Annotated in this window: 17 protein-coding genes; 13 read left to right on the top strand and 4 right to left on the bottom strand. The window is 61.7% G+C overall.

Features of this window, described 5'->3' with window-relative positions; genetic code table 11:
• Positions 1 to 18: 18 nt before the first annotated feature.
• Positions 19 to 1,404, bottom strand: a complete 1,386-nt coding sequence (gene radA / locus KQ940_RS05095; RefSeq protein WP_217412351.1) for a DNA repair protein RadA — start codon at positions 1,402 to 1,404, stop codon at positions 19 to 21.
• 236 nt (positions 1,405 to 1,640) lie between these two features.
• Here radA and KQ940_RS05090 point away from each other — a divergent pair, with 236 nt between their 5' ends.
• Both KQ940_RS05090 and KQ940_RS05085 read left to right on the top strand, forming a co-directional pair.
• Positions 1,641 to 1,853, top strand: coding sequence for a DUF1059 domain-containing protein (locus tag KQ940_RS05090; RefSeq protein ID WP_217412350.1), 213 nt, complete (start codon positions 1,641 to 1,643; stop codon positions 1,851 to 1,853).
• A 142-nt stretch (positions 1,854 to 1,995) separates the two neighbouring features.
• Positions 1,996 to 3,273 carry an O-acetylhomoserine aminocarboxypropyltransferase/cysteine synthase family protein gene (locus tag KQ940_RS05085; protein WP_217412349.1) on the top strand — a complete coding sequence of 426 codons (1,278 nt, stop codon included), beginning with the start codon at positions 1,996 to 1,998 and terminating at the stop codon, positions 3,271 to 3,273.
• On the opposite strand, the gene KQ940_RS05080 is transcribed toward KQ940_RS05085, so the two are convergent.
• Positions 3,270 to 4,145 carry a LysR family transcriptional regulator gene (locus KQ940_RS05080; protein WP_217412348.1) on the bottom strand — a complete coding sequence of 292 codons (876 nt, stop codon included), beginning with the start codon at positions 4,143 to 4,145 and terminating at the stop codon, positions 3,270 to 3,272. The two genes, KQ940_RS05085 and KQ940_RS05080, sit on opposite strands and share 4 nt — an antisense overlap.
• 115 nt (positions 4,146 to 4,260) lie before the next feature.
• On the opposite strand from KQ940_RS05080, the gene KQ940_RS05075 reads away from it, so the two are divergent.
• Positions 4,261 to 5,343: a YeiH family protein gene (locus tag KQ940_RS05075; RefSeq protein ID WP_217412347.1), complete on the top strand. Its 1,083-nt coding sequence runs from the start codon at positions 4,261 to 4,263 to the stop codon at positions 5,341 to 5,343.
• On the opposite strand, the gene can is transcribed toward KQ940_RS05075, so the two are convergent.
• Together can and hemE are read right to left on the bottom strand one after the other, a co-directional pair.
• Entirely contained in the window at positions 5,320 to 5,994 is a 675-nt protein-coding gene (gene can / locus KQ940_RS05070; protein ID WP_217412346.1) for a carbonate dehydratase, read from the bottom strand. The two genes, KQ940_RS05075 and can, sit on opposite strands and share 24 nt — an antisense overlap.
• A 90-nt stretch (positions 5,995 to 6,084) precedes the next feature.
• Positions 6,085 to 7,149: a uroporphyrinogen decarboxylase gene (gene hemE / locus KQ940_RS05065; protein WP_217412345.1), complete on the bottom strand. Its 1,065-nt coding sequence runs from the start codon at positions 7,147 to 7,149 to the stop codon at positions 6,085 to 6,087.
• A 184-nt stretch (positions 7,150 to 7,333) separates the two neighbouring features.
• On the opposite strand from hemE, the gene KQ940_RS05060 reads away from it, so the two are divergent.
• The 10 genes from KQ940_RS05060 to KQ940_RS05015 all read left to right on the top strand — a co-directional run bounded on the left by KQ940_RS05060 (position 7,334) and on the right by KQ940_RS05015 (position 18,123).
• Positions 7,334 to 8,098, top strand: coding sequence for a helix-turn-helix domain-containing protein (locus KQ940_RS05060; protein ID WP_217412344.1), 765 nt, complete (start codon positions 7,334 to 7,336; stop codon positions 8,096 to 8,098).
• Positions 8,099 to 8,302: 204 nt separating this feature from the next.
• Entirely contained in the window at positions 8,303 to 11,434 is a 3,132-nt protein-coding gene (putA, locus tag KQ940_RS05055) for a bifunctional proline dehydrogenase/L-glutamate gamma-semialdehyde dehydrogenase PutA (protein WP_217412343.1), read from the top strand.
• Positions 11,435 to 11,449: 15 nt separating this feature from the next.
• Positions 11,450 to 12,148, top strand: coding sequence for a hypothetical protein (locus KQ940_RS05050; RefSeq protein WP_217412342.1), 699 nt, complete (start codon positions 11,450 to 11,452; stop codon positions 12,146 to 12,148).
• Positions 12,149 to 12,269: 121 nt separating this feature from the next.
• Entirely contained in the window at positions 12,270 to 13,760 is a 1,491-nt protein-coding gene (putP, locus tag KQ940_RS05045; protein ID WP_217412341.1) for a sodium/proline symporter PutP, read from the top strand.
• 453 nt (positions 13,761 to 14,213) lie between these two features.
• Complete coding sequence (locus KQ940_RS05040; protein WP_217412340.1) at positions 14,214 to 14,606, top strand: DUF2170 family protein; 393 nt, start codon at positions 14,214 to 14,216, stop codon at positions 14,604 to 14,606.
• A gap of 31 nt (positions 14,607 to 14,637) precedes the next feature.
• Positions 14,638 to 15,330: a PspA/IM30 family protein gene (locus tag KQ940_RS05035; protein ID WP_217412339.1), complete on the top strand. Its 693-nt coding sequence runs from the start codon at positions 14,638 to 14,640 to the stop codon at positions 15,328 to 15,330.
• Between the two features lie 12 nt (positions 15,331 to 15,342).
• Positions 15,343 to 16,401, top strand: coding sequence for an ion channel (locus KQ940_RS05030; protein WP_217412338.1), 1,059 nt, complete (start codon positions 15,343 to 15,345; stop codon positions 16,399 to 16,401).
• Positions 16,394 to 17,044: a YjfK family protein gene (locus KQ940_RS05025; protein ID WP_217412337.1), complete on the top strand. Its 651-nt coding sequence runs from the start codon at positions 16,394 to 16,396 to the stop codon at positions 17,042 to 17,044. The genes KQ940_RS05030 and KQ940_RS05025 overlap by 8 nt, the downstream gene beginning before the upstream one ends.
• Positions 17,045 to 17,085: 41 nt before the next feature.
• On the top strand, positions 17,086 to 17,502 hold the full coding sequence (locus KQ940_RS05020; protein WP_217412336.1) for a DUF350 domain-containing protein: 417 nt from the start codon (positions 17,086 to 17,088) through the stop codon (positions 17,500 to 17,502).
• 18 nt (positions 17,503 to 17,520) lie between these two features.
• Entirely contained in the window at positions 17,521 to 18,123 is a 603-nt protein-coding gene (locus tag KQ940_RS05015; RefSeq protein ID WP_217412335.1) for a DUF1190 domain-containing protein, read from the top strand.
• Position 18,124 lies beyond the last annotated feature (1 nt).

The following is an 18,124-nucleotide window of genomic DNA, read 5'->3' as shown; positions in this document are numbered from 1 at the left end:
AGATAGCACGATGAAGGCTCAGATCGCGTCCAGCGCATCGGACAACTTATCCACCGCCACCACCTCGATGCCATCGACAGCCTCCTTCGGCACGTTGGCACGCGGCACGATGGCGCGCCGGAAACCATGCTTGGCCGCCTCGCGTATCCGCTCCTGACCGTTGGGCACCGGACGGATCTCGCCGGACAACCCAACCTCGCCGAACACCACCAGATCCTGGCCCAGGGGACGATCGCGGAAGCTCGACACCACCGCCAGCAACAGCGCCAGGTCGGCACTGGTCTCCAGCACCTTGACCCCGCCGACCACGTTGACGAACACATCCTGATCGCCGGTCATCAATCCGCCATGACGGTTCAGCACCGCCAGCAGCATCGCCAGGCGGTTGGTATCCATGCCCACCGCCACCCGCCGCGGATTGGACAGGTGCGAGGTATCCACCAGCGCCTGCAGCTCCACCAGCAGCGGCCGGGTGCCCTCCCAGACCACGATGACCACGCTGCCGGGGCTGGCCTCGGCGCCGCGACTTAAAAAGATCGAGCTCGGGTTCTTCACCTCCTTCAGACCTGATTCCAGCATCGCGAACACGCCCAGTTCGTTGACCGCGCCGAAGCGGTTCTTGTGGCTGCGCAGGGTTCGGAAACGGCTGTCGGAGGAGCCCTCCAGCTGCAGCGAGCAGTCGATCATATGCTCCAGCACCTTGGGCCCGGCCAGGGTACCGTCCTTGGTCACATGGCCGACCAGGAACAGCACGGTGCCGGTCTGCTTGGCGTAGCGGGTCAGGAAGGCGGCGCTCTCGCGCACCTGGGACACCGAGCCCGGCGCCGACTGTACATCGGATACATGCATCACCTGGATCGAGTCGATCACCAGGATCTTCGGCTTCAGCTGGTCCGCAACATCGCAGATCGTCTCCACCGAGGTTTCCGACAGCATCTTCAGCTGATCCGCCTTCAACCCCAGGCGCGCGGCACGCATCGCCACCTGCTGCAACGACTCCTCGCCGGTGACGTAGAGCGCCGGCATCTCAGAGGCCAGATAGCAGGTGGTCTGCAGCAGCAGGGTACTCTTGCCCGCCCCCGGGTGACCGCCGATCAACACCGCCGAGCCCGGCACCAGGCCGCCACCGAGCACCCGGTCCAGCTCACCGACACTGGTGGGAATGCGCGGCATCTCCTCCAGGTTCACCTCGCTGAGGCTGACCACGCGATCCTTGCCGGCGCCTCCCGCGTAGCCGTCAAAACGGGCACTGCGCACCCCGGCCTGGGCGCCACCGGCCGGAGCCTGGGCGATCCGTATCTCGGTGATCGAATTCCACGCCCGACAGGCAGTGCACTGCCCCTGCCACTTGCTGTAATCGGCGCCGCAGTCGTTACAGACATAGGCGGTTTTTGCGCGTGCCATCACCTCTCTCCGCGGAAACATGTGGGGACAGACCCGGTCATGCCCGTCCCCAAGGAAAATTTGGGCCTAACTCTACTGTCACCCGTCGATTTACTCAAACGGCGACAGCCGACGGCAACTATACTGGAAGTGCGAGGCACGGAGGCCATTGCGATGCCGGCGCAGGCTCTGCGCCTGCTCGCCACCGACACCGCACACAGGTCAGGACCCTGCCAACCCGATAGAGGAGCAGCGTCATGAGCAGATACTATATTGACTGCCGCGAGTCTCCCAGTGAGTCAAACTGCACCGTCGCGATGAGTGCGGATACCAAGGAGGAGTTGATTGAGGCGGTCATCGAGCACGCCAGATCCGTTCACGGTCATGAGGACACTCCCGAATTCCGCGCAATGGTGATGCAGGGAATGAAAGAGGGCACGCCACCGGTCGAGGCGCCAAAGGTCGCCTGAGCGCCGCTACCCTCAACCCAACGCCGAGCTGAAAGCCCGGCGTTTTTCTGACCGCCTGATCCAGATCCGGTGCAACTGTCCGAGTTGGTGCTAGAATCCTGAGCTTTGCAGGATAAAAAACCACCATCAACAGGATGCCCCGATGAAACTCGAGACCCTCGCCGTTCACGCCGGCTACAGCCCCGACCCCACCACCAAGGCGGTTGCAGTACCGATCTATCAGACCACCTCCTACGCCTTCGACGACGCCCAGCACGGCGCCGACCTGTTCGACCTGAAGGTGGCCGGCAACATCTACACCCGCATCATGAACCCGACCAACGACGTACTCGAGCAGCGCGTCGCGGCGCTGGAGGGCGGTATTGCCGGTCTGGCGGTTGCTTCCGGTATGGCCGCGATCACCTACGCCATCCAGACCCTGTGCGAGGTGGGTGACAACATCATCGCCACCAGCGAGCTGTATGGCGGCACCTACAACCTGTTCGCCCATACCCTGCCGCGTCAGGGAATCGAGGTTCGTTTCGTCAACAAGGACGACTTCGCCAAGATGGAGTCGCTGATCGACGAGCGCACCAAGGCGGTGTTCTGCGAAACCATCGGCAACCCCTCCGGCGGTATCGCCGATATCGAGACGATCTCCGCACTGGCCCATCGTCAGGGTGTACCGGTGATTGTGGATAACACCGTACCCAGCCCGGCGCTCTGGCGCCCGATCGAGCAGGGTGCCGATATCGTGGTGATCTCCGCGACCAAGTATGTCGGTGGTCACGGTAACTCGATCGGCGGTGTCATCGTCGACTCCGGCAAATTCCCCTGGGCCGACCACAAGCAGCGCTTCGCCCTGCTCAACGAGCCGGACCCCTCCTATCATGGCGTGGTCTACACCGAGGCGTTTGGACCGGCGGCCTTTATCGGCCGCGCCCGCGTGGTACCGCTGCGTAACATGGGCGCGGCAATTTCGCCGATGAACGTGTTCCTGCTGCTGCAGGGGCTGGAAACCCTGCCATTGCGCATGGAACGTATCTGTGACAACGCGCAGAAGGTCGCCGAGTATCTGGAGAATCATCCGGCGGTCACCTGGGTCAAGTACGCCGGCCTTGAGAGCCACAAGGACCATGAGTTGGCACAGAAGTATATGAACGGCAAGGCATCCGGCATCCTCAGCTTCGGCCTGAAATCGGGACGTGAAGGTACCCGCCGCTTCTACGACGCGCTTGAGGTGTTCACCCGCCTGGTCAACATCGGCGACTGCAAGTCGTTGGCGGCGATTCCGGCGGAAACCACCCACCGCCAGCTCAATGATGCCGAGCTGGCCTCGGCCGGCGTGTCACCGGAGATGGTGCGGCTGTCGATCGGGATCGAGCATATCGACGATCTGACCGCCGATCTGGAGCAGGCGCTGGCCAAGTGCCAGCTCTAACCCGATAGGTTATCGGCCTGCGACAGGCAGCGCTCGATAAACTGCGCCAGTGCCGGTGTCTGCCGGCGCTGGCGATGCTGCACGATGTAGAACCAGCGGCTGATCCTGCGTGTTGGCGCCAACTCCACCAGCTCGCCGCTGTCCAGCTCCCGCGCCACCACCTGCCGCGACAGACAGCTGATGCCGAGCCCCGCCAGCAGCGCGCTGCGGATCGCTTCGGAACTGCCCAGTTCGTAGGCAATATTCACGCGGTCCAGCCCGGCCAGCAGCTGCTGCTCGACCACGCTGCGGGTACCTGAGCCGCGTTCGCGCATGATCCAGGGCGCGGCGGCCAGCTCATCATCCCTCATTTCGGTTTTCATCCAGCCTGATCCGGCCGCGGCAACGATCAGCATCTCGTCCCGACGCCACTGCTTCACACTGAGATCCGGGTGCTGCACGCTACCCTCGACCAGCCCCAGCTCCAGCTCACAGCGCGCCACCTGCTCGGCAATATCGCCGGTATTGGCGATACTGACCTGGGCGCCGGCGAGCCCCGTCGGCAGCTGCGTCAGCAGCTTCGGCAACAGGTAGTTGCCGATGGTGGTACTGGCACCGAGCTGCAACCGACTACCCCGGTCGGAGAACAGACCTGTCATCTGCTCCGCCTGCGTCAGCAGCTGGCGCGCCTCCGGATAGAACAGTCGACCATTACCGTTCAGCACCAGCTTGCGTCCGACCCGGTCGAACAGCTCGACTCCCAGGCGCTGCTCCAGCTCGGCCAGTGCGGCACTGGTTGCCGACTGCGACAGCGCGATCGCCTCACCCGCCGCCGTGGTCGAGCCCTGCTCGGCCACGGCCAGATATACCTGCACCTGGCGCAGAGAGATCATCTTTCGTATACCTGTTTTTTAGGTTTTCAGGACAAATATAATCTGTTTTTACGATTTAAAGCCACCCGCTACACTGCCCCCTAACCTCAACCCCTACCAGTGGAGAGCGCAGGAGATGGCAGTAGAACAGATCGCCCGGAATCCACCACCTGGACCGGCCCTGCCGAGAGCGCGCCTGGCCACCAGCGCACGCTTGCCCGGGCTGGCCCTGAGTGCCGGCGTAGCGCTACTCTCCCTGGCATTGGGCTCTCTGCCGTTATTGGCCACGCTCGGCCCGTTAACCCTGGCGATGATACTCGGGCTGATACTGGGCCAGCGTCTACCCCGTACACTCAGCGAACGGAGTGCTGCAGGCACTGAGATCGCGCGTACCGCTATGCTGCGTGTCGGGATTGTGCTCTACGGCTTGCGCATCAGCGTCGACGATCTGCTGCAGGTCGGCAGCGCGGCACTGTTGACCGATCTGATCGTGGTGTTGGGCATTTTTCTGCTCGCCGGCTGGGCCGGAACACGATTATTGAAACTGGAGCTGAAAACAGCCCTTCTGGTCGGTGCCGGCAGCGCCGTATGCGGAGCCGCCGCGATTCTGGCGATCGCGCCAGCCCTGCGCGCCAGAACTCAGGATATCCCGGTGGCGATCGCCACTGTGGTGCTGTTCGGCACCTGCGCCATGCTGCTCTACCCTTGGCTGTGGGCGCTGGAACCGGTACGCCAGCTGTTCGATGGGTCCGAGCTGGCATTCGGCCGTTATCTCGGATCGACGGTGCACGAAGTAGCGCAAGTCGCGGCCGCCGCCGGTGCCCTGAGCCCCGAAGCGGGTCAGGCTGCCGTGATCACCAAGCTGATCCGGGTGATGCTGCTGGTGCCACTGATTCTGGCGGTGACCGCCTATTTCGCGCGGCGAGAAGATCGGGACGAGGGCAGCGCCGTAACCGTCAAACTACCCTGGTTTGCCCTGCTGTTTCTGCTGATGCCGATGGTCAACGCCAGTGGCCTGCTCAGCACCACGCTGCTGGAGCTGGTGCGCCAGCTGGATACCCTGCTGCTGGCCATCGCGATGGCAGCACTGGGCCTGGAGACCCGTTTTGCCGCGCTGAAAAGCAGCGGCCTGAAACCGCTGCTGCTGGGTGCCCTGCTGTTCCTGGCACTGATGGTTGCCGGAGCCGGTGTGACCTTAGTCGTCGGCGTCCTGGTCTGATACCAGGCGCTGAACCCTGGCCACCGCGCTGTCCAGCTGAGGAGAAAGCCCCTCGCGGCCATCGACACAGAAGTCCAGATCGATCACCTGGCCGTTGGTCAGACTGTAGACCCAACCGTGCACGGTCAGCTCCTGACCACGATCCCAGGCGTCCTGCACGATGGTGGTGTTGCAGACGTTATGCGCCTGCTCGATGACATTTAGCTCGCACAAGCGCTCGTTCTGCTCCACCGTGTCCTGCCAGGGTCCGACCAGATCGCGGTACTGGATATAAACATCGCGGATATGGCTGAGCCAGTTGTCGATCAAGCCATGTCGGGTGCTGTCCATCGCTGCACGCACACCGCCGCAGCCGTAGTGACCGACCACCATAATGTGTTTGACCTTCAACACCTCCACCGCGAACTGCAGCACCGACAGGCAGTTCATGTCAGAGTGCACCACCAGATTGGACACGTTGCGGTGAACGAACAGCTCGCCCGGCAGCAGATCGACGATCTGATTCGCCGGCACGCGGCTGTCGGAGCAACCGATCCACAGGTAATCCGGTGCCTGCTGATTCGCCAGGGTGGAGAAGAATTCCGGATCCTGCTCAGTGATCCGCTCGGACCAGCTGCGGTTTTTCTCAAACAGATCGTTAAGCCTGTTCATAATGATTCCGTTGGGTCTTGAGATGGCTGATAGAGCCCGGCGCAAAGCCCCGGGCAGGCGTTAGCTATGACGGTAACAGGTCACTCAGGTTCAATCGTGGTAGGAGAGGCTCAGTTCATGTACCGCATCGACAAATACGCCGGCGCTTTCCGGATCGACGAACTGGTGGATACCGTGACCCAGGTTGAACACGTGACCGCTACCGGGACCATAGCTCTGCAGAATCGCGGCCACTTCACCGCGGATACGGTCGGCCGGGGCATAGAGTACGCTGGGGTCCATATTGCCCTGCAGCGCCACCCGGTCGCCGACCCGACGCCGGGCGTCACCGATGTCGGTGGTCCAGTCCAGGCCCAGCGCATCGGCTCCGGCATCAGCCATCGTCTCCAGCCACTGACCGCCGTTCTTGGTAAACAGGATAGAGGGTACTCGGCGCCCCTCATGCTCACGGATCAGGCCGTCGACGATACGCTTCATATAGGCCAGGGAGAATTCACGGTACATCGGCCCGCTCAGCGCACCGCCCCAGGTATCGAAGATCTGCACCGCCTGGGCGCCGGCCAGGATCTGCTCATTCAGGTAGAGGGTGACCGCATCGGCCAGTTTGGCCAGCAGCTCATGCATCACCTCCGGGCGGGCGTACATCATCTCCTTGATATGGCGGAAATCCTTGCTCGAGCCACCCTCGACCATATAGGTCGCCAGGGTCCAGGGGCTGCCGGAGAAGCCGATCAGCGGTACCCGACCGGCCAGAGCCGAGCGGATCTCGCGCACGGCGGCCACGACATAGTCCAGATCGCGCTTCACATCCGGCACCGGCAGTGCGGCCACGTCATCGGCGGTGCGCACGATCTTCTTGAACCGCGGCCCCTCGCCGGCTTCGAAGTAGAGCCCCAGCCCCATGGCATCGGGGATGGTCAGGATATCGGAGAACAGGATCGCGGCGTCCAGATCGTAACGCTCCAGCGGCTGCAGCGTCACTTCGCAGGCGAGCTGCGGGTTCTTGCACAGACTCATGAAGTCACCGGCACGCGCCCGCGTTTCGCGATACTCCGGCAGATAACGCCCAGCCTGACGCATCATCCAGACCGGGGTGCAATCTACCGGTTCGCGCAGCAGTGCACGCAGAAAACGGTCGTTCTTAAGCTCAGCCATGGTGTTGATCCTGTAATTGCTATAAATCGCTGTAAACCAGTTGGGCGCCATTGTACCGATTTAGCGCTCTGCGGCGTACCTCCTTTGTGCATTCGGCAAGCAGCGCCGGCCTGAACAGATGATCAACAACAGTCAACCCTCTGTGTTACACTGCGTGTCTGGCTTTCCAACAACGATCGGCTTCATGCGTAAAGAGACCAGCGTCATCTCCCTGCCGGACCGCGCCGACCAGCATGATCATGGCTATCATCAGCTGGTGTTCGGCCTCGAAGGCGATACCGAGTTCGATCTGGCCGGCTACTGCCGACCGGTCAACTTCGGCTGGGGCTGTCTGCTGCCCTCAGCCACCGGACACGCCTTCCACGGCCTGGGCGACAACCGCATCGTGGTGGTCAACCTGCCCACCGAGGGCGACGACCGCCAGCTGCAGCAGCGTATCGAACAGCTGTTCCGCCGCCCCGACTATTTCAACTGTGCACCGCAGATGCAGCTGCTGCTCAACGCGCTGAGCCGGGAGATGCAGCAGAACCCGTCCGATACCCTGTTGCAGGATGCCTGTGCCAGCACCCTGGTCTGCGCCCTGCAGCGCCAGCTGGAACATCAGCGCAGCACACCGCGTCGCCTGGGTCAGCTGAACATGGAGTTGATCGATACCTATATCGACCTGCATATCGATCGCCGCATCGGCGTTGCCGAGCTGGCCGGCAGTGCCTGCCTCAGTGAAAGCCAGTTCTTCGCCCTGTTCCGCGACCAAACCGGGCAGACCCCGCAACAGTACGTCATGGAGCGCCGCCTGCAGTCGGTCGCCGCCGCACTGGCCAATACCGACTGCGGCATTTCGGAGCTGGCGGCACGTTTCGGCTTTGCCAGCCAAAGCAATCTGACCCGCGCCTTCAGCCGTCGCTTCGACACCTCCCCGCTACGCTATCGTCGCGCACATCAGCGCTGATCCCTGCCCCCGTCGACCAACACCGTAGAACGGGACAAAAATCCCGGAGTCCGGGGAAAGACCCGCAGCAACACTCTTCCTTAACCTGCAGCTAGTGTGGGCAGGGTCTACAGTAATGAGTACTTTTCGAGCCAGCTGGAACAGACCCGAAAATCGCGACCTGCCGTTGTCTCGTCTCAGTAAGCCTCAGGTTAGGAGATCGCTATGTTCAAGGCTATCGACGTTCTCGACCCCGGTTTTATCCGCCAGCCGTTAACTCAGATCTGGCAGCTGATCTCGCCGCTCTACGCCGCCGATGAAGACCGGGTGCTGCGCGAGCTGATGGCCCTGGCCGAGCCGAGCAGCGATGAACTGGCGAGCGCCGAATCCCGCGCCACCGACCTGATCGAACAGGTACGCGCCGACGACGGCGCCATCCACATGATCGACGCCCTGCTGCTGGAGTACAGCCTGGACACCCGCGAGGGGATCCTGCTGATGTGCCTGGCCGAAGCGCTGATGCGCATACCCGATGCCGACACCGCCGACGCGCTGATTCGCGACAAACTGAGCATCGCCGACTGGAAACGCCACCTGAGCCAGTCCGAATCGCTGCTGGTCAACGCCTCCACCTGGGGCCTGCTGCTGACCGGCAAGGTGGTCAGTCTCGACGAGCGCGAGGACGGCACCCCATCGGGGGTCATCAATCGCCTGGTCAACCGCTTGTCCGAGCCGGTGATCCGCAAGGTGATGCAGCAGGCAATGAAGATCATGGGCCACCAGTTCGTGCTCGGCCGCGACATGCCGGAGGCCGCCAAGCGCAGCCGGGAGTACCGCGAGCAGGGTTACACCTACTCCTTCGACATGCTCGGCGAAGCAGCGTTGACCGAGGCCGATGCGCAGAAGTACTACGCCGACTACACCCGTGCCATCGACTATGTCGGCGCCATGCCCGATGTCGGCAGCGCACCCAAACCCAGCGTATCGATCAAGCTGTCGGCCCTGCATCCCCGCTATGAGGTGTTGCAGGAAGCGCGGGTGATGAGCGAGCTGGCCGAGCGCGTGCTGCTGCTGATCCGCCGTGCCCGCCCGCTGAACGTGGCGCTGACCATCGATGCCGAGGAGGCCGACCGCCTGGAGCTGTCGCTACGCCTGTTCGAAAAGCTCTACCGCAGCGAAGAGAGTCACGGCTGGAACGGCCTGGGCCTGGTGGTACAGGCGTACTCCAAACGCGCGCTGCCGGTACTGGCCTGGCTCGCGGCGCTGGCGCATGAGGTCGGCGACCGGATCCCGGTGCGCCTGGTCAAGGGCGCCTACTGGGACAGCGAGATCAAGCTCTGTCAGCAGCGCGGACTGTCCGGTTACCCGGTATTTACCCGCAAGGAGGCTACCGACGTCTCCTATCTGGCCTGTGCCCGCTTCCTGCTCAGTGAACAGCTGCGCGGCCTGATCTGGCCCCAGTTCGCCAGCCATAACGCCCATACCGTAGCGTCGATCATGACCCTGGCCGGGCATGCGGACTTCGAGTTCCAGCGCCTGCACGGCATGGGCGATGCACTCTACGATCAGGTGCTGAAGCAGGCCGGCGTGGCGGTGCGCATCTATGCGCCGGTGGGTAACCACAAGGACCTGCTGCCCTATCTGGTGCGTCGCCTGCTCGAGAACGGCGCCAACTCCTCCTTCGTCCACCGCCTGGTGGACCAGCGCTGCCCGGTTGCCGACCTGGTGCAACACCCCTGGCAGCTGCTGCACAGCCGCGACACCCTGCACAACCCGAACATCCCGCTACCCAACGCGATCTACGGTGCCGAGCGCAAGGCATCGTCCGGCCCCAATATCCTGATCGAGAGCGAGTGGGCGCCGTTTGCCGCCAAGGTCGACGCCTGCCTCAACCAGTGCTGGCAGGCCGACCCGATCATCGATGGCAGGGTCGTGCCTGGCAGCGCCCTGCACAGCGACGTACGCTCTCCGGCGGACCGCGACAACCTGGTCGGGCAGGTGACCTTTGCCGGCCCTGAGCAGGTGATCGCAGCGATCGACGCGGCGGCGCGCTTCCTGCCCAGCTGGCAGCAGACGCCGGTTAACGAGCGCGCCGGCGCCCTGCGCAAGTTGGCAGACCTGCTGGAACAACATCTGGAGGAGTTCGTCGCGCTGTGCCATCAGGAGGCGGGCAAAACTATCCAGGACAGCATCGACGAAGTGCGCGAGGCGGTTGACTTCTGTCGCTACTATCCGGCTCGTGCCGAGGAGCTGTTTTCCGAGCACCTGGATCTGCACCGACTCGATGGCGGTCTGACCAAATGGCAGCGCCAGGGCCGCGGTATCTTCGTCTGCATCAGCCCGTGGAACTTCCCGCTGGCGATCTTCCTCGGTCAGGTCGGTGCCGCGCTGGTGGCCGGCAACTGCGTTATCGCCAAACCGGCGGAGCAGACCAGCCTGATCGCGGCGCGTGCCATCGAGCTGCTGCTGGAAGCGGGCGTACCCGGCGGTGCGATTCAGTTCCTGCCCGGCGATGGCGCCACCGTGGGCGCCGCGCTGACCGCCGACCCGCGCATCGCCGGTGTCGCCTTTACCGGCTCCACCGAAACCGCGCAGCGCATCAACCGTGCGCTGAGCCTGCGCGACGGCGCCGATGCCGCGGAGCCGGCGACCCTGATCGCCGAAACCGGCGGCCAGAACGCGATGATTGTCGACTCCACCGCGCTGCCGGAGCAGGTGGTCAAAGACGCCCTGCTCTCCGGTTTCGCCTCCGCCGGGCAGCGCTGCTCGGCGTTGCGCGTACTCTGTCTGCAGCAGGATATTGCCGATCGCATCATCGAGCTGCTCGAGGGTGCCATGGCGGAACTGCGTATGGGCGACCCGGCGCTGCTGAGTACCGATATTGGACCGGTGATCGACGAAAGTGCGCAATCGGGCCTTCGCGCCCATATCGAGCGGATGAGGGAGTACGCCAGTCTGCTGGCACAGACACCCCTGCCCAACAATGCCAAACGTGGCACCTTCGTGCCGCCGACACTGATCGAGGTCGACCGCATCGACCAGATAGGTCGCGAGCAGTTCGGTCCGATTATCCATGTGCTGCGCTACGAGGCACGCCATCTCGACCGGTTGATCGATCAGATCAACGCCGCCGGCTACGGCCTGACCCTGGGTATCCACAGCCGCAACGAGCGCACCGCGGCCCATATCGAAGCCCGCGCCCGGGTCGGCAACACCTATATCAACCGCAACCAGATCGGCGCCGTGGTCGGTGTACAGCCCTTTGGCGGCCAGGGCCTGTCCGGCACCGGGCCAAAAGCGGGCGGTCCGCACTACCTGCCCCGCTTTACACGTCTGATTCCGGCCAACGAGCAGTAACTGGAGGAGCTACCGATGACCGAGCACAGCCTTTTCGGCGCCGACCATGCCGCCGTATCCGAGAACTGGAATCGCCGTGGTTTCGCCTATCGCTGCAAGCTGCTGCACGCGGCACTGGAGCAGCTGCCGCTGGCCGCCGACCATGAGGAGCAGCTGCGGCTGATCCCGCTGCTGCTGAGCCGCGCCCAGCACATGGGCAGGGTGCAGGAGCTGCCCGGCCCCACCGGGGAGAGCAATGAGCTGTACCTGAGCGGTCGCGGCGACGTGCTGGTATTCGGCACCCCCGGTGCCACTCCGGTCGCCCTGGCCGGCCAGGTGTTCAGCGCCCTGGCTTGCGGCAACCCGGTGATCCTCAGCGGCCTGGTGGAGACCGCCTGGTGTAACCGCCTGGTGATGCTGTTGCACCAGATCGGCGTGCCGCGCGGCGTGTTGACCTTTGTCGAAAACGAGCCGCTGGAAGCGTTGCTGGCACTGCCCAAACTGGCGCTGGTAGCGCCGGTCTGTGCGGCCAGGGAGCAGATCCTGTTCCAGCGCCAGTTGGCGGAACGCACAGGCTTACTGGTCCAGCTGGCCGCCGAGACCGACCCCGAGGGTTGTTCAACGCTGCTGCAGCCGGATCATACGCACCGCTTCGTCACGGAAAAGACGCGCACCATCAATACCACCGCTGTTGGCGGCAACGCCACCCTGCTGGAACTGGGCAGTACTGCCTGATCGAAACGCTTGCCTGTACCTGGCGCCTGTCGAGATCGCGGCCGAACCCCAACGGCACGGCGAGCCGGCAGTCGCTTGTTCAGGTTTCCGTGTAACTCAACGTGATAGAGACAATGAGCTTATGAATGATAATAATCTTGCCATTTACGGCACCTTTGCCGTTTACCTTATTGTAATGCTGGCAATCGGCTATTACGCCTATATCCGTACCGCCAGCTCCTCCGATTACTTCCTCGGCGGCCGCTCCCTGGGCCCCTGGCCGGCCGCCCTGTCCGCCGGCGCCTCCGATATGAGCGGCTGGCTGCTGCTCGGCCTGCCCGGCTACGCCTACGGCTCCGGACTGGAGTCGCTCTGGCTCGCCGGCGGCCTGCTGCTCGGCACCTGGACCAACTGGATGATCACCGCCAAGCGCCTGCGCACCTACAGTATCGTCGCCAACGACTCGCTGACTCTGCCTGAGTTCTTCGCCAACCGTTTCCGCGACAACTCCCGTGCGCTGCAGGTGATCTCGGCGTTCTTCATCCTGCTGTTCTTCCTGTTCTACACCAGCTCAGGCCTGGTCGCCGGCGGCAAGCTGTTCGAAACCGTGTTCGGCCTCGACTACAGCACCGCGGTGATCGTCGGCACCATCTGCGTGGTCTCCTACACCCTGTTCGGCGGCTTCCTGGCGGTATCCTGGACCGACCTGGTGCAGGGCCTGTTGATGGCCGCGGCACTGCTGATCGTGCCGGTAATGGTGATGCAGGTCGACGGCGGCTGGAGCGCCATGTTCGATTCCCTCGAGCAGATCAACCCGGAACTGCTGACCATCACCCGGGACAATGCCGGTGAATCGCTGAGCATGATCGCCATCGTCTCGCTGATGGCCTGGGGCCTGGGTTACTTCGGCCAGCCGCATATCCTGGCCCGCTTCAAGGCTACCCGCAGCAACGCGGACATCCCCACCGCACGCCGCATCGCGGTGATCTGGAGCGGTTTGGCCATGGCCGGCGCGATCTTCGTCGGCCTGGCCGGCCTGGTCTATGTCAACGGTCACATGGCCGGCGATATCGCCGATGGCGAGAAGATCTTCATGGTGCTGGTCAACGCCGTGTTCCATCCGGTGATCGCCGGTATCCTGCTGGCCGCTATCCTGGCCGCAATCATGAGCACCGCCGACTCCCAGCTGCTGGTCTCCTCCTCCGCCCTGGCCGAGGATTTCTACAAGCAGCTGTTCCGTCGTGACGCCAGCCAGAAGGAGATCGTCATGGTCGGCCGCATCGCGGTGCTGGCGCTGTCGTTCGTCGCCCTGCTGCTGGCGTTCAACCCGGACTCCACGGTACTAGGCCTGGTCTCCTATGCCTGGGCAGGCTTCGGCGCCGCCTTCGGCCCGGCCCTGCTGCTGAGCCTGTACTGGCCGCGCATGAACCGCAACGGCGCCCTGGCCGGTATCGTCGTCGGCGCGCTGACCGTGGTGGTCTGGAAACAGCTCTCCGGCGGTCTGTTCGAAGTGTACGAGATCGTACCGGGAATCATCTTCGCCACCGTGGCGATCATCCTGGTCAGCCTGGTCACCGACGAGCCGGAAGCGGCCGTGATCGAACAGCACAACGAGATGCTGCGCAAGCTGTAACCCTTGCTACACCCCACCAGTGCCGGGCAGCCTGGTGGGTCTCCATTCGACGCCCTCCGATTTGCGCCGTCCCCACGGCGCTTTTTTATGTACAGGATGTACGGTATGCCGCGGGGCACCCCTCTCCACACAGTTTTACCTCGGCACCGTCACGGCCCTATCAGGGACTACCCTTTCCCCCCTACCAAGCTAGAATCGAACGGCTTATCGATGAACCAATTCACGAAATAGGTGGCCGAACCAGTCGGTCGTTAATCCAGCTTTAAGCTGCATCGGACACTTTGGAAGTCCAAACCGAACATGATCAAGGACAGAGTCGGCGGCGTCTGCAATATCGTTAACCGCAACGCAACTTCACTTCATTTCAGTAGCCGAATACCGTCGTATCCGCACGGACGATACCCGGCGTACTCAGCCCAAAATCCAGACAATAACTGGCCTCAAGGAGTGACCATGGCACTTACTTTAGCTGAACTTCATTCACTGCTATCCGCCCAGGACGAGCTGACCGTCATGCAAGAGGGCGACGCCGTTCTCATCAGTCACGAAGATGGCGTAGATGCCTTTGTCACCGTGGAAGGCGACCAGATCCTGGTCGAGTCCCTGCTGTGCAAGGTGGATCAGGTTCGGGATCAGAACGCACTTAACGCACAGATCCTGCGAACCCATAAAACCGTGTTCCCGCTGACAACTCTGGGCATATCCACTATCGGCAACGATGAGTACTACGCCGCATTCGGTGCGCTCAGTGCTCACTCAAAACCGGAAAGCGTTCTGATCGAAGTCGAGACCCTGTTCCTGAATATCGAGGGCATGCTCGAGTTTTACGGAACCTATCTGGCTTAACCGAAGTATTTAATGGATATAGGAGTTCAGAATGTCTGTTTTCAAAAAACTACTGACTGCATTAAAAGGCCACGCAACCACAGCAGCTGAAGCCGTTGCCGACAACCAGGCACTGGTGATCCTCGATCAGGAGATTCGTGAAACCGAAGCGGAGATCCGTAAGTCAGAGCAGGCTCTGACCTCGATCGTCGCCAAGGAAAAACTCTCGCAACAAAAAGTCGCCGCACTCCAAGACGCCATTGCCGAGCATGAAGGCTACGCCGTCGCCGCCATGGATAAGGGCAACGAAAGCCTGGCACTGGAGGTTGCGGAAAAAATCGCCGAATTCGAGGAGCAACTGCAGACGGAGCAGGGATTTCTCGATCAGGTGACCGCATCTATCGTCCAGCTGCGTAAAGATCTCAAATCATCAAAGAACGCCCTGCGCTTGATGAAACAGCAGGTGGATACAGTCAAGGCCACGGCTTCGGTACAGAAAGCCCAGGAAAGTCTGTCATCCCGCCACCTTAATACCGATGCCAAGATGCGCACGGCCTATGAATCCCTCGAACGTATCCAGACGAAGCAGCAACATCGCGCGGCCGAGATCGACGCAGCCCGCGAGATGGCATCGGCGGAAAATGGCGATGATCTCAAGGCCAAGCTGTCTCAGGCCGGTATCGGTGGTAGCACAGGTTCGGCCAACGATATCCTCGCACGCCTGAAAAACAGGGACAACGGATAAAAGGAGAGATCCGTGCTGCTTGTCTTTCGACTCGCCCGTCGTCTGGCACACCACCTGGCGACATTGAGTTGGCAAACGGTCGTATTGGGTTTCGCCCTATACCTGCTGGTCGGTTGGAGTGGCATGTATCTCGCCGCCGAGCCGGTTGCCACGGGCTCCTTCACCCTTTTCTGGTACTGGCTGATCGTCTCGTCGTCCACCGTCGGCTACGGCGACTGGAGTGCCACTACGCCCGCCGGCATGTGGATAGTCAGCCTGTGGGTCATTCCGGTCGGACTGGCCATGTGGGGAGCCCTACTCGGCCGTATCGCCGGATCAGTCGTACTGTTTCTTCAACGAGGCATAAAGGGACTGCAAACCGTGAAACACGAAAACCATACATTGGTGATCGGGTACAATGGCAACCGTACCCTGCACCTGTTGAGACTCCTGATCCGTGAAGCCGGGGACAACGCTCAGGATGCCAATCTCGTATTGTGTGCCCAGACGGGCAAGATCGAGCAAAACCCCATGCCCGACGCGATCGGTTTTGTCCGTGTCGACAGTTTTAACAACAGCTTCGAGATGGCAAAAACCAATATCACCAAGGCCAGATCGATCCTGATCGATACTCCGCTGGACGATGTGACGCTGACGACTGCCCTGTTCGCCTATGAGCAGAATCCCGGCGCCCACATTATGGCCTACTTCGAGAACGAGAATAACGCCCGGTTGCTCAAGGCCCACTGCCCCACCGTCGAGTGTATTCCCTCAGTCTCTATCGAGATGCTCGCCAAGGCCGCCGCGGACCCGGGCTCCAGTGCACTCCACCATGAGTTGCTGAATGTCGACCAGGGACACACCCAGTACTCTGTCACCCTGCCCAGGCTGAACACCCCCATCACCATCCGCGACGTATTCATGCAACTCAAGGAACAGCACGATGCGACCCTACTAGCCGTCAAGTACGCCGATGGAGATCGAGTCACACCGAATCCGGCGCTCGCTTCAACCATCAATACCGGCGATCGTCTCTACTACATAGCCGACGAGAGAATAGAAACGTTCAACTGGGAGAAGGGTAATGTTTAGTTCCTGGTTCGGACGCAAGAAGGAAACACCCAAGCCCCCACCGGCGCCCCCCGAAATACTGGGTTTTCGCCTCGGTGGCGCCGTTGAACTGAACGCACTGAAACTAAGCCTGCTCGATGATCGACTGATCACCGACAATATTGCCAAAACCCAGCTAATTCAGGCGGTCGGCGTTGTCGAGCTGGATGAGTCCAGTACCATCCTGCGTTATTACACCGACGACGAGGCGTTCTTTCAGGTGATGCTGACCGGCGGCATGCGCGAAGAGCATATAACCGACGTCAAACTCTTCCACTTCCACTCCACTCTGAGTATCGCCGGTCAGCGGGATTGGGAAGGAACCCTCAACAAGAGGGTCAGCCTGCCCCGCTATGACCTGGAGGGCAAGACCTTCAACCGGGTGTGGGAGACGGTCGGTGACAACCCTCCCCTGGCCATTACCGAGCAGACAACCACCGAGGATAACGCCCAGAGCCGCACCGACCAGTTTATGATGCTGTATGAACTGGACCTCGACGGCGACCTTTACGAGTTCCTGCTGGTATCCGCCGAGGAGAAACTGATCGACAACCGGTTCGATCGCTGCCTCGTCATCAGTACCGGCATCAACCTTGGCATGACCGATTTCGAGGTCATCGGCTAAGACCACGCTTTAACCCAACCGAAAGAACAGGAGTTCACTTCATGGACACGATCCTCCATTCGCTGCAGGGACTGACCGGCTTCGGACTGTACTTCCTGATCAGCATCGTTGCGCTGATGTGCTTCAAGTTTCTCTATACACGAATTACACCGCACAACGAATGGAAACTGATCAAGGAGAAGCACAATACCGCGGCGGCCTGGGCCTTTGGCGGTGCGACCCTCGGATTTGCTATTGCACTCGGCGGTGCCGCAGCCAACTCCGTCAATCTGCAGGATTTCGTAGTCTGGGCCGTCGTCGCGCTTATCGCTCAGCTATTGGCATTCACGATCGTCCGCGTGATCTATATGCCCCGCATCGTAACGCGAATAGAGAACGACGAAGTGCCTGCTGGCTTGATGGTATGTTTTATCTCCATCTCCATAGGCATTCTCAACGCATCTTGCCTGACCTATTGATCGCCGGAGGAGGTTGCAATGAAACGCACCAAGTCGATCGATCTCACTCGGATGAGAAAACAACCCCGGTTCAGGGTTACCAAACTCGTCGCTGCCGTTGCCGGCGCCTCTCTGGTTACGGGATGCTCCAGCGACAGCCAGGACGCCATGATCTACAAGACTCTGCAGGACTGCACCAAGACAAACCCGGGCTTGGAGGCAGAGTGCAAAGCGGCGTATGAAGACGCCCTGGAGGAAGCAGCCAAGACCGCCCCGAAATACCGTACGCAAAATGACTGCGAAGCGGAATTCGGTCGTTGTGTCGTCTATCGGGATAGTAGCACCAACCTGTTCATGCCACTGATGGCCGGTTATATGATGGCTCGCGCTGTGGACCGACGGGAGTATGACAGTACCCCGGTCTTTTCCGGTTACGGTCACCTGTACGGCGGCTACTACGGTGCCGATGGAACCCGTTACGGAGGCCGATCCAGCGCCGGCAGCACCCGGGTATCCGTGCCCAGCGACGCTTTCAAACCCAAACCGACCGTAACCCGTACCATAAGCCGCGGCGGCTTCGGCTCAACAGCCGCCGCCAAATCCAGTTGGGGCAGTAGCAGCCGGAGCAGTTGGGGAGGCTAAT

Origin of the sequence: Marinobacterium ramblicola (assembly GCF_019084545.1) — a bacterium.
GTDB classification, from domain to species: Bacteria; Pseudomonadota; Gammaproteobacteria; order Pseudomonadales; family Balneatricaceae; genus Marinobacterium_D; species Marinobacterium_D ramblicola.
This window is presented reverse-complemented; position numbering and strand designations above follow the sequence as displayed.

Coding starts and splice junctions, on each gene's coding strand:
- KQ940_RS05035 (WP_217412339.1), top strand. CDS start 14,638: ATGTCTGTTTTCAAAAAACTACTGACTGCATTAAAAGGCCACGCAACC.
- KQ940_RS05025 (WP_217412337.1), top strand. CDS start 16,394: ATGTTTAGTTCCTGGTTCGGACGCAAGAAGGAAACACCCAAGCCCCCA.
- KQ940_RS05015 (WP_217412335.1), top strand. CDS start 17,521: ATGAAACGCACCAAGTCGATCGATCTCACTCGGATGAGAAAACAACCC.
- KQ940_RS05080 (WP_217412348.1), bottom strand. CDS start 4,145: ATGATCTCTCTGCGCCAGGTGCAGGTATATCTGGCCGTGGCCGAGCAG.
- KQ940_RS05090 (WP_217412350.1), top strand. CDS start 1,641: ATGAGCAGATACTATATTGACTGCCGCGAGTCTCCCAGTGAGTCAAAC.
- putP (WP_217412341.1), top strand. CDS start 12,270: ATGAATGATAATAATCTTGCCATTTACGGCACCTTTGCCGTTTACCTT.
- hemE (WP_217412345.1), bottom strand. CDS start 7,149: ATGGCTGAGCTTAAGAACGACCGTTTTCTGCGTGCACTGCTGCGCGAA.
- KQ940_RS05085 (WP_217412349.1), top strand. CDS start 1,996: ATGAAACTCGAGACCCTCGCCGTTCACGCCGGCTACAGCCCCGACCCC.
- radA (WP_217412351.1), bottom strand. CDS start 1,404: ATGGCACGCGCAAAAACCGCCTATGTCTGTAACGACTGCGGCGCCGAT.
- KQ940_RS05020 (WP_217412336.1), top strand. CDS start 17,086: ATGGACACGATCCTCCATTCGCTGCAGGGACTGACCGGCTTCGGACTG.
- KQ940_RS05040 (WP_217412340.1), top strand. CDS start 14,214: ATGGCACTTACTTTAGCTGAACTTCATTCACTGCTATCCGCCCAGGAC.
- KQ940_RS05050 (WP_217412342.1), top strand. CDS start 11,450: ATGACCGAGCACAGCCTTTTCGGCGCCGACCATGCCGCCGTATCCGAG.
- can (WP_217412346.1), bottom strand. CDS start 5,994: ATGAACAGGCTTAACGATCTGTTTGAGAAAAACCGCAGCTGGTCCGAG.
- putA (WP_217412343.1), top strand. CDS start 8,303: ATGTTCAAGGCTATCGACGTTCTCGACCCCGGTTTTATCCGCCAGCCG.
- KQ940_RS05075 (WP_217412347.1), top strand. CDS start 4,261: ATGGCAGTAGAACAGATCGCCCGGAATCCACCACCTGGACCGGCCCTG.
- KQ940_RS05060 (WP_217412344.1), top strand. CDS start 7,334: ATGCGTAAAGAGACCAGCGTCATCTCCCTGCCGGACCGCGCCGACCAG.